This window comes from uncultured Prevotella sp., assembly GCF_946407605.1.
GTDB lineage: Bacteria > Bacteroidota > Bacteroidia > Bacteroidales > Bacteroidaceae > Prevotella.
On record NZ_CAMJOS010000005.1, the window covers coordinates 85,467 to 96,995 of the forward strand.

The following is an 11,529-nucleotide window of genomic DNA, read 5'->3' on the forward strand; positions in this document are numbered from 1 at the left end:
CTCAATAGGATTAACGTTAGTAGTCAGAGTTAATGATTTTCATGCCCCAGTCGTAGATGCGGTCGATGGTGGGACAGGGGACCTCCTTTTCGTGGGCCAAACGATGAACGATGGCCAGACCGTAGGGAAAATCTTCTGTGAAATAGCGGCTGTGGAAGTCGGGCACGAAGCCCCCTTCTGTAGCTTTCATAGGTGCTGTAATACCCTTGAAGGCCTCGATGCTACGCAGTTTGCGAGCCAGCGAGGGAGCATCGGTACTTTCGTAATAGTCGAGAACGGTGGCTATGCTGCCTGGGGTGACAGGCAGTTGGCGCAGGAGTGCCTGTAGCTCCTGGTCCATCGCGATATAGAGCGCAGCAGCCTCCTCTGTCCATTCTTCATAAAAAAGAGGTACGCGCGAAATGGTTTCACCCTCGTGCCAATCTTTCCAAAGCGAGTAGAGACGCGAGGGGTGCAGCAGCGGGTTGCTATTGCTGAGGCTTACCTCATAGAAGCTGTGCAGCAGGTGGATGGGGGTGCGCAGCATCTGTTCCAAAGCCTGTCGCAGCGGCTCTGGGTCGCTGGTCTGTTCGATGGCCAGATGGAGGCTCTCTTTATAGCCCATTAATCGGGCCCGTCGACCATAATCCTCGATGCGTGAGATGAACGGCACACGCTGGAAACCAAACAGCGGGGTGGTGGAAGGCAGTATCTGCATGGCTTCGAAGAAGAAGCCCGTGCTGCTGACCACGCTACCTACTGCTGCCATAGGCATCAGGTAGTCCTTGATTTGCAGAAGCATATCGTGGATGGCGTAGCCTGGCAGACAGATATAAATAATCTGTGCATCGGAAACGGCCTGCTTGGCATCGCTGAAGACACCACTCAGATGTCCCCTATATGTGGTCTCGTCTGGCGCATCAATCTGGATGTCGTTACTCCATCTTTCAGGATGACGTGTCAGTACACAAACCTCATGCTGACCTTGTGCTGCCACAAAGCCTGCCACTACGTGTCCAAGGTTGCCACCGCCACAGATACAAATCTTCATTTGACAAATGTTTTTAGTGCTTCAGCCAATCTAGTGTTGTCCTCATGGTTCCTGACGGCGATACGCATGAACTGTTTTTCAGGGTCGAGACCTGGCTTAAGACTGCAGTCGCGAGTCAGGATGTTGTGCTGCTTCAGTGTGTAGATTACAATCTCGCTGGCCTTGTAAGGCGGCAACACCTCGCAGAGGAAATAGTTGGCCTGGGTTGGCATGATGCGCAGATAGGACACCTGGCGTAACTGCTGTTCAAAACTGTCGCGTTCAGCAATGAACTTGTCGCAGGCTCGCTGGTAGTCCTTCTCGTATTTATTGTATATCTGCATGAAGAACTCGGCAAACGAGTTCATGTTCCAGATACTCACCTTCTTCTTAGTATGTGCGATGAGATCCTTATCGGCAGCGCACAGGATGCCGAGTCGCAGACCAGGCACGCCGTAGCTCTTCGAGATGCTCTTCATCACCACCATGTGGGGATAGGCTTCGAGAATATCGTCGCTGAGCAAAGAATTGGTGGCATAGTCGACGCTGAAATCGACGAAGGATTCATCGACCACTAGACGAATTTGGCGTTCTTCGCACCACTTGGCCAGACGCAGCACGTCGGCTTTGGGTATGAAGTTACCTGAGGGGTTGTCAGGGTTGATGACCATCAATTGCTGGATGTCTTTGTCGCCAAAGAATGCCATCAGTTCATCAGCAGTATAGCGATAGTCCTCGTTGTTTGGAACAAAGGTCACCTGCAGGTCTTTGTCGTAGCGATTGGGATACTCCTCAAAGGTAGGACGGATAAAGCCAACTTTGAGGTTTGGGGTTTCTTCCATCAAGACCTTAATCAACTCGGCAGCACCATTGCCAGGCACGATATAAGGCTCGCTCACGCCAAAGCACTTGCTGGCGATGAGGGTATTGACCTTCATGCCAGAGGGATATTCCGTCAGCAAGGTGTCGAAGTTAGCACGGAGCTCGTCCTTCATGCGCTGACTGGGGAAGTAGGGGTTCACCAGATAGCAGAAATCGAGCATCTGAGGGAAACGCCAGAAGCCACCATAGCGTCCATAGTACTTGCGCAGCACATCCTTCTCGTCAGCAAACAATGCCTCGGCAATGTCGAGGTCCTGCTTGTCGTCAATCTCGTACCATTTCTCATTGCCGATAGGCAACGCCTTCATGTCGTGGTTGTTCAACAGCGAGATGATGCGCAGCACGTTCTCGTAGTACTCGTTGTTACCCACCGCCTTAGTGTAGGCTTCGAGGAAGGGCACGTATTTCTGTTGCGAGAACTGGCGTGACAGCTTGTAGATATTCACCGTCTTATAGTACGAGTTCACGTCATTATAGTCGAAAGCATCCTTCGAGATAAAGTTCACGATATTATTGTCATCGTCCAATCGCACCATCGTGCCATCCATCCACGTCTCGTACTTAGCCACTAAGGCGAGGTTGGGGCAGGGGTTCTGGATGAGCATGGGAATCATATTGTCACTCAGTATCAGATCGCTCTCGATGAGCAGCGTGTCGTCCTCCTGCAACTTGTCCTTCACCAGCGCCAGCGAGTAGATGTTGTTGGTCTTGTCGTAAACAGGATTCTCAGCAAACTCGATGTTAAGAAGACAATCCTCTTTCCACTCATTTTGAATATACTCGCGCAGCTCCTTGCCTTTATAGCCTACGACGATGATAACACGAGTGAGCGACAACTTGGAGAGCTGTCCCAGCAGACGGTCGATGAGCTTGACACCATTGACAGGCACCATGCATTTGGTGTTGTCCTTTGTATATTCGCCTAATCTGCGGCCCATACCAGCCGCGAGGATGATTGCTTGCATATTGTTGTGTTATTTTGATTTGTAAGTTATTGGTGTTCCTTCTTCTTTCATGATACTGGCCACCTGTTGGGGCGTCAGCGATACTCGGCCTTTCATGAACTCTGGCACGTTATAGCTCTTCAGAAACTGGCGATGGACGTCAGGGTTGCGCATCGGCAATTCAAATGGCTTTGAACCACGACCCTCTGCATCGATATGGGCAATGAAGGGACGGGTAAACACGCCATCGTAGCGGCGTGAGGAGAAGATGATCCAGCGACCATTGCTCGACCACGAGTGATAGCTCTCCGTATCAATGCTATTAATCTCATCAAGAGGTCTTACAGTCTCTTCATAATCATCTCCATTATCCTCTATTCTCTTTCCACCTTCCTTTTTCCACTTTCCACTATTTAGGTCCATGATCCACAAGTCAGCATCGTGATGCCAGATGTGGAAACAGCCCCATTCGCCCAATGTGAAGAGCAGCCAGCGACCATCGGGCGAGATGCGTGGGAAGGTGGCACTCATGCTTGGGTGGAGGGAGTCTGTGGCTGCGGCGTCGAAGACGAGCTCACGAGGACCAAAGGTCTTGGTCTGTGGGTCAAACGTCTTACGATAGATGTTGTATTTCACCTCCTGGGCACGCATCATAATCTCTCCCATATCCACGCTGTCGGCCTCGTATTCAAAGTGGGCACTACAGAAATAGAGCGTCTTGCCGTCAGGTGCCCAGCAAGGGAATATCTCCAACTCGTTGGGTTGTTGCTCAATGGTAGTCACCTCGTGACGGTCTATGTCGTAGAGTATTAGATCGCTCTCGGCATCAAGCACCTCAATCTTCTCCAGTGCTGATGTGTGGAAACATTGCAAGGTCTTGTTGGTGCTATAGGCGATGAGCTTCATCGTGGGATGCCAAGCGGGATAGACACCTGCCGAGATGAGCGAGTCGTTATTCATGTCAATCTTCTCCAGCTCACCATCATAGGCAATCAGCGTGCCGCCATGGGTCTGACGGGCATGAAACTGCATGCGGTCTGGGTTGTATTGCTGGAAGTTATGGCAGTTGACACACTGACCTCCACTCTCTGTTGAGCAAAGCATATTGTCAACAAATACCTCTTCGTCGAAGGTCTCCAGACTGCGTTGGTTCAGCGTCAGCTCCTCATAAGAAACATAAGAGGGTGAGATGAGACGGTAGCTGATCCAAGGGTCGATGGAATCGGGCGATACATAGATATTAAATGGTTTGAAGCGCGTCCATTGCTCTTTGTCTCTGGCAAAGACCTCCACACTGATGGCCTGTCCCTTGGCCTTCGCTGTCAGGGTTTTCCAGTCCTCGATGTCTGGTCGGGCTTTTGGTCCGTCGCAGACGATTTCTTCCTCACCAGCAGAGAAACGTACCACTACCTCGTCAGCAGGTCCTAACAGCTCGAAGTTCAAGGGTGCTACGTTGATGGGCACCGTCACCTCCTGATAGTCAGGATAGATGCGTGGCGAAATCTTGCTCTGTGTATACTGTTCTGGCACTTGCGGACCAGTGCAGGCTGCCAGCAGACAGGTGATGATGAGTATGTAGAGGTACTGCTTCATTGTTCTATCAGGTTCTTATGGTTGTTACGATAATAGCCCATGGTGAACTCTGCCAGACGGCGCTGTTCCTGAGTAGCCCCTTGGGTGCTCATGATTTGCTCAAACAAGAACATTTCCTGCTGCGACTGGTCGGCAGTCAGGAAGTCATCGTCGCGCAGCAAAGGTAAAATATGTCGGAACTCTGTGGCACGGACTACCAGATGCGGGTCTTGAATGAAAGTTTCCATGTGTTTTGCCCACGATTTGTGGAAGTCGGTCTTCTTCAATAGGTTCACAAAACGCTGGGCTGCCACAGGCTCGTTGTTCAAGATAGAACACATCGCCATAAGTTTCAGACGCTCTACCGTCCAACCATATTCCACGCCATCCTCCATGCACCAACGATAGCAGTAGTTGGGAATGCCATATTGCAGATAGAGCAACTTGCCTGCAGTGTGGACGGTATGTATGACGAAAGGCGCAGCAGGTCGCTTGGCACCCTCAGGATAGTCGCGGGTCTTGCTGAATGGCTGTCCCTGATTAAACAGCGCCAGATTACGCATCATGCAGATGAGTCGGGTGGGCTCGCCCTTGACGTTCTTTGCCGTTTCGAGTACCTCGGCCCATTGTCCTTTCTCAATGCTGCGTGTCATGCTAAGCTCACGGTGTAGGTTCTCGTCTCTATTCCAGAATAAGGAAAGCCCTATAACTGTCACTACGACGATGCCGATGTTGAGCCATCGTGCTGATTTGATAGTGGGCTTGAGGGCCATCACCACCATACTGGCAAAGAGCACGATATAGGGGAGGTTATAGACAAAGAAACGCTCCCCCTGATGGGCAAACACAGGTAGTGCAACCCAATAGATGTTGACGATGTTGGTTTCGTGGAAAACTATGAAATACCCAAAGATAGGCCAAAGGATAATCAGTATAAGAGCCAGGAAAAAGTCTCCTCCGAAACCCTTTTTATCGCGCCATGAGGTGATGCCCATTAGCGCAGTGGCTAATAGGGCATAGAATCCAAAGACCATATAGCCCAATCCTGCGGCAAAGATGATATAAAAAGAGGATAGGTGATAGCGACGTGGCATCACTCGATAGCCCCATACCAATGCCAACACCACGATGCTGCCAATGGTAGCACAGAAGGCGTGACCAGGCAGTTTGAGATAATAGATCCAATAGCCCAGGGTGACGATGGTGAGCAGCAACGAGGCTGTGGGAATCAGCGTCAGCCAAAGATTCTTCAGTCGGAAAGCTCGCTGGCATAGCCATATAAAAAAAGCCCAGAGAAGGCATAGGATGCCTGCTCCGAGCATAGGGTAATAAAAGAATTGAGTGAGATAACATCCTGCCCATGTCAGCAGTCCACCAGCTTTTACCATCTGCTGCTCAAAGAACAGCGTGGAGTGTAGAAACAGGTTCTGCTCCTGCAAGGCATAGAGCACATCTGATTCGAGCACCACCAGCAGTATGGCTGCTATCAGCGGAAACAGATAGGGAAGGAGTCTCTTCACCATTAACCGTTCACCATTTACAATTAACCAACCTGGCTTCCTGGCTTCACATCCTTTGTGGTTGTAACCACACTCAGACTCTCGTCAAAGTCAACAGCGCTAAGAATCATACCCTGACTCTCGATACCCATCATGTTACGTGTAGCAAAGTTGGCCACAAAGAGGATACGCTTACCAATTAATTCCTCAGGATTCTCGTAGAAGGCAGCAATACCCGAGCAGATGGTACGATCGGTACCAGAACCATCGTCGATGGTGAACTGCAGGAGTTTCTTGCTCTTCTTAACCTTCTGACAATCCTTAACCAGACCTACACGGATGTCGAGCTTCTCAAACTCCTCGAAGCTAACGGTATCCTTGACTGGAGCAGCCTTGTAGGCGGCAGCCTCGTTGGCTTTCTTGGTAGCCTCCAGCTTATCCAGCTGTTTCTGGATTACCTCGTCCTCAATCTTCTCGAACAGCAGAGCAGGCTCGCCCAGCTGATGACCAGCCTCCAGGAGATCGGTGCTTCCCAGCTGCTCCCACTCGAAGTTGCTGATGTTCAGCATCTCGCGAAGCTTCTTACTGCTGAATGGCAGGAATGGCTCAAAAGCGATAGCGAGGTTAGCTGTAAGCTGCAAGCAGATGTTCAGGATAGTCTCGCAACGCTTTGGATCAGTCTTCCAAACCTTCCAAGGCTCACACTCTGTGATATAGCGGTTACCAATACGAGCCAGGTTCATAGCCTCGAACTGAGCATCGCGGAACTTGAACTGCTCCAGCAGAGCCTCAACCTTAGCCTTTACATCCTTAAACTCCTCAAGGGCCTGCTTATCTACATCCTGCAACTCGCCACAAGCAGGAACCACACCGTTCCAGTACTTCTTGGTGAGCTGAAGGGCACGGTTTACGAAGTTACCGTAAACAGCTACGAGTTCGTTGTTATTGCGATCCTGGAAATCCTTCCAAGTGAAGTTATTATCCTTTGTCTCAGGTGCATTGGCTGTCAGTACATAGCGCAATACATCCTGCTTACCAGGCATATCAACCAGATACTCGTGGAGCCATACAGCCCAGTTACGAGAGGTTGAAATCTTATCGTTCTCAAGGTTCAGGAACTCGTTGGCGGGTACGTTATCAGGCATGATATACTTACCGTGAGCCTTCATCATTACAGGGAAGATGATACAGTGGAACACGATGTTGTCCTTACCGATGAAGTGAACCAGACGAGTATCCTCATCCTGCCACCACTTCTCCCAGTTGCCCCACTTCTCGGGTTCCTTCTCGCAAAGCTCTTTGGTGTTTGATACATAGCCGATAGGGGCGTCGAACCATACATACAGCACTTTGCCGTCAGCACCCTCTACAGGCACAGGGATACCCCAATCCAAGTCGCGCGTCATAGCACGAGGCTGCAGGTCCATATCGAGCCAAGACTTGCACTGGCCATAGACATTTGAGCGCCACTCCTTGTGACCCTCCAGAATCCACTGCTTCAACCAGTCCTGATACTCGTTCAGAGGCAGATACCAGTTCTTGGTCTCCTTCAACACAGGGGTAGAACCACTGATGGTTGACTTGGGGTTGATGAGCTCGGTGGGAGAGAGGTCGCGTCCGCACTTCTCACACTGGTCACCATAGGCGCCCTCGTTGTGGCAGTAGGGGCACTCGCCCACCACGTAACGGTCGGCCAGGAACTGCTTGGCTTCCTCGTCGTAGAGCTGAGCGGTGGTCTTCTCCACCAACTTGCCCTCGTCGTAGAGTTTCTTAAACCACTCGGCAGCAAACTTATGGTGAGTCTCACTGGTAGTACGGCTATAGATATCGAACGAGATACCAAACTCCTCGAACGAATCCTTAATCATCTTATGATAGCGGTCAACCACATCCTGAGGAGTGATACCCTCTTTACGGGCACGAACGGTAATGGGCACACCGTGCTCGTCTGAACCTCCGATAAACATGACGTCGCGCTTCTTCAGACGGAGGTACCGCACATAGATGTCTGCTGGTACGTAAACACCAGCCAGGTGACCAATATGCACACCACCATTGGCATAGGGTAGGGCTGAGGTCACGGTTATTCTTTTATAATTTTTCTGTTCCATATTATAATATAATGTGTATTTGAGGTGCAAAGGTACGAATAAGTGAGCGAAAATGCAAATAATAATATAATAAACAATCAGTTTATGCGTTATTTTTAATGTGTTAAGGCGAAATCTATGGATATTGGCCCTGTTACTGATGGCCTCGTTGGAAATGCAGGCACAGTACGATCCGTCGTTCAGTCACTACTGGGCGATGGAACCATCGTATAACCCTGCCGCTGCTGGTAAACAGAACAAACTGAACGTGGTGGGTGCCTATAACATGTCGTTGGTGGGCTTTGAACATAATCCGCGTACCATGTACATTTCTGCCGACCTGCCCTTCCAATTTATTGGAATGACCCATGGCGTGGGCGTGCAGATGGTGAATGATGATATCGGTGTGTTCTCGCACAAGAAATTCTCGGTGATGTATGCCCCAAAGTTGAAGCTATTGGGTGGTGTGCTGAGCATTGGTGTGCAGCCAGCCATGTTGAGTGAGAACCTGAAAGGCTCGGAACTGGATTTTGACGAAAAAGGCGACCTGGCCTTCCCCACGTCAGACGCCACAGGAACGGCCTTCGACCTGAACGCAGGTTTGTACTATCAGCAGAAGTCTTGGTATGCTGGTGCGTCAGTCCAACATATCCTCTCACCACGTATTGAAATAGGTGAAACGAACGAATTAGACGTGGATATGTCGTATTATTTTACGGCTGGATGCAATATTCGACTGAAAAATCCGTTCTTTACAATACAGCCCTCTATTATGGGACGCTCTGACGGCGTTGGCTATCGGGCCGACATTACCTCCCGTCTGACGTATGCCTTTGAGGAAAGACTGATGTATGTGGGTGCGGGTTATAGTCCCACCAACTCCGTCACTCTCTATGTGGGCGGCAAGTTTCACGGTGTGATGCTGGGCTACAGCTACGAGTACAACACCACGGTGAAGAGTCTGGGCAATGGCGGACACGAGTTGTTCGTGGGGTATCAGACCGATGTGAACTTCCAGAAGAAAGGACGCAATCGTCATCAGAGTGTGAGACTACTTTGATAAAAAGAATAATAATTAAAGAGGAAAAGAAGTAAAAAAACGAAGATATGAGACAGTTATTGAATATGAAGAAGCAGAAAGGTGACTGGGTGAGAAGGATGATGCCTTTTTACCTGCTTTCCTTTTTGCTCTTGATGGTCTCTTGCTTTGGTGGCAAGGAGACTACCGCTAACGGCGGTGAACTGACCGGTGCCAGCGGCAAAGGCTTTGCAGAGCCTGCACCCTATGGCATGGTACTCATCAAACGTGGTCATCTGCGCATGGGTCTTGAGACTCCCGACTCGCTTTGGGGTAGACAGACGCCTGTGAGGGACATCTCAGTTGAGGGCTTCTGGATGGACGATACGGAGATTACGAACTCCGAGTATCGTCAGTTCGTGAACTATGTGCGTGACTCCATCATCCGTGAGCGTCTGGCCGATCCCAACTATGGTGGCGACGAGAGCTACAAGATTGAGGAAGACAAGAACGGTGACCCCGTGAAGCCTCACCTGAACTGGAAGAAAAGTCTGCCGCGCAAGCCCAACGAGGATGAGTTGCGTGCCATTGAAAGTGTCTATACCATCAACCCCGTAACAGGTGAGAAGATGCTCGATGCCTCGCAGATGAACTACCGCTATGAGGTTTACGACTATACTGAGGCGGCCCTGCGTCGCAACCGTTTGAATCCGCGAGAGCGTAATTTGAACACCGATGTGGCTGTTGATGACAATGAGAAGGTGTATATCTCGAAAGATACTGCCTATATCGATGATGAGGGAAGAATCGTTCGTCAGACCATCGAACGAGAGCTCTCTGGTCCTTGGGACTTCCTGAACACCTATATTATTAATATTTATCCTGACACCACTTGCTGGGTGAACGACTTCCCCAATGCCGACAACGAGACATATATGCGTAACTACTTCTCGAATGCGGCATACAACGACTATCCCGTGGTGGGTGTCACTTGGGAACAGGCTAACGCCTTTTGTGCTTGGCGTACGGAGTTCCTGCTGAAAGGCCTCGGTCCAGCTGCCCGCTATGTGCAGCGCTATCGTCTGCCGACAGAGGCAGAGTGGGAGTTCGCGGCCCGTGGTAAGGACCAGAACGAGTTCCCTTGGACCAACGAAGATGTGGCCAGTGGCAAGGGATGCTTCTATGCCAACTTCAAGCCCGATAATGGTAACTACACCAAAGATGGTAACTTGATTACCTCGAAGGTGGGTATCTATAATGCCAATACTAACGGACTCTTCGATATGGCAGGTAATGTGGCTGAGTGGACCTCAACCATCTATACCGATGCAGGTGTTGATGCCATGAACGACATCAATCCGCAGCTGAAGTACAATGCTGCTATTGAGGATCCCTATCGTCTGAAGAAGAAGAGTGTGCGTGGTGGCTCGTGGAAAGACCCTGAGAGTTATATCCGTTCGGCATGGCGCAGTAGTGAGTATCAGAACCAGCCCCGCTCGTTCATTGGTTTCCGCTGTGTACGTTCGCTGGCCAATACCAGTAGCGAGAAAGCCAAACCCGTCAAAGCCTCGACTAAGAAATCAAGGAAATAATGGGTAATGCCGTAATATCGTAATAACGAAAAAACGTTTATCGCAATGACAAATTACAGTAAATTCAATATTATCTACCGCTTACAGAAGTGGCTGGATAGCGTCCCAGGACAGACGTTTATGAACTATGCCTACAGCTGGGGTGCGTCGATTGTGATTCTTGGTACGCTCTTTAAGCTGACCCACCTGCCAGGTGCTAACCTGATGTTGTTTATCGGTATGGGTACCGAGGTGTTCGTGTTCTTTATCGCAGCCTTCGACCGTCCGTTCGACAAGACGGCTGATGGTATGGATTTGCCCATGCATGTGGGTGAGGATGAACTCAATCCTGAGAATGCTACAGTTGGCGGAGAGGCTGGATTGTCAGGTGTTTCTGGTATCTCAGGAGTCTCTGGTGGTGGCTCAGGCACCATTATCATAGGTGGCGGTTCTGCTGGAGGTGCTGGGGGCGAAGGTGTCGCAGCCTACGCAGAAGGCGCTGGTGGCGAAGCCGTTGCTGGTGGTGGCGTAGTAGGCGGAGGTGTCATCGGTGGCGGTGTTTTCGGTGGTGTTGTCCAACAGTCTGAACTGCCCGAGATTGATGCAGAGGAGATGGAAGAGGCCACCACTGGTTATGTGGAGCAGTTGAAGAAACTCACCGAGACCTTGCAGAAGGTGGCAGAGCAGAGTGAACGTCTGACACGCGACAGCGAGGAGATGGAGAACCTGAACCGCACGCTCACCGGCATCAGCCGTGTTTACGAGATGCAGCTCAAGGGAGCCTCACAGCAGATTGGCACTATTGACCAGATTAATGAGCAGAGCCGTCGCATGGCCGACCAGATTGCAGAACTCAATAAGATCTATACCCGCATGATTGAGGCTATGACGGTGAACATGCCTAAAGGACCCATGACCCCATAAGGCTCTATAGGTCCCATAAG

8 protein-coding genes are annotated in these 11,529 nt (G+C 50.4%); 3 read left to right on the forward strand and 5 right to left on the reverse strand.

What is annotated here, in order from left to right; all coding sequences use genetic code 11:
- Positions 1-16 precede the first annotated feature (16 nt).
- The 5 genes from Q0R57_RS03975 to metG are packed head-to-tail and all read right to left on the reverse strand — an operon-like array spanning position 17 to position 8,017.
- Positions 17-1,030 carry an NAD/NADP octopine/nopaline dehydrogenase family protein gene (locus Q0R57_RS03975; RefSeq protein ID WP_294744109.1) on the reverse strand — a complete coding sequence of 338 codons (1,014 nt, stop codon included), beginning with the start codon at positions 1,028-1,030 and terminating at the stop codon, positions 17-19.
- Positions 1,027-2,856, reverse strand: a complete 1,830-nt coding sequence (locus tag Q0R57_RS03980; protein WP_294744110.1) for an aminotransferase class I/II-fold pyridoxal phosphate-dependent enzyme — start codon at positions 2,854-2,856, stop codon at positions 1,027-1,029. The genes Q0R57_RS03975 and Q0R57_RS03980 overlap by 4 nt, the downstream gene beginning before the upstream one ends.
- 9 nt (positions 2,857-2,865) lie before the next feature.
- The gene (locus Q0R57_RS03985) at positions 2,866-4,428 is read right to left on the reverse strand and encodes a hypothetical protein (protein WP_294744111.1); all 1,563 of its coding nucleotides are present in this window, start codon (positions 4,426-4,428) and stop codon (positions 2,866-2,868) included.
- On the reverse strand, positions 4,425-5,930 hold the full coding sequence (locus Q0R57_RS03990; RefSeq protein ID WP_294744112.1) for a DUF6057 family protein: 1,506 nt from the start codon (positions 5,928-5,930) through the stop codon (positions 4,425-4,427). The genes Q0R57_RS03985 and Q0R57_RS03990 overlap by 4 nt, the downstream gene beginning before the upstream one ends.
- 20 nt (positions 5,931-5,950) lie before the next feature.
- Positions 5,951-8,017 (reverse strand): methionine--tRNA ligase, encoded by a 2,067-nt coding sequence (gene metG, locus Q0R57_RS03995; RefSeq protein WP_294744113.1) that lies wholly within the window; start codon positions 8,015-8,017, stop codon positions 5,951-5,953.
- A gap of 100 nt (positions 8,018-8,117) precedes the next feature.
- Here metG and Q0R57_RS04000 point away from each other — a divergent pair, with 100 nt between their 5' ends.
- From Q0R57_RS04000 to gldL, 3 genes are all read left to right on the forward strand, one after another.
- The gene (locus Q0R57_RS04000) at positions 8,118-9,056 is read left to right on the forward strand and encodes a type IX secretion system membrane protein PorP/SprF (RefSeq protein ID WP_294744114.1); all 939 of its coding nucleotides are present in this window, start codon (positions 8,118-8,120) and stop codon (positions 9,054-9,056) included.
- A gap of 134 nt (positions 9,057-9,190) precedes the next feature.
- On the forward strand, positions 9,191-10,606 hold the full coding sequence (locus Q0R57_RS04005) for an SUMF1/EgtB/PvdO family nonheme iron enzyme (RefSeq protein WP_294744149.1): 1,416 nt from the start codon (positions 9,191-9,193) through the stop codon (positions 10,604-10,606).
- Between the two features lie 45 nt (positions 10,607-10,651).
- The gene (gldL, locus tag Q0R57_RS04010) at positions 10,652-11,509 is read left to right on the forward strand and encodes a gliding motility protein GldL (RefSeq protein ID WP_294744115.1); all 858 of its coding nucleotides are present in this window, start codon (positions 10,652-10,654) and stop codon (positions 11,507-11,509) included.
- Positions 11,510-11,529 lie beyond the last annotated feature (20 nt).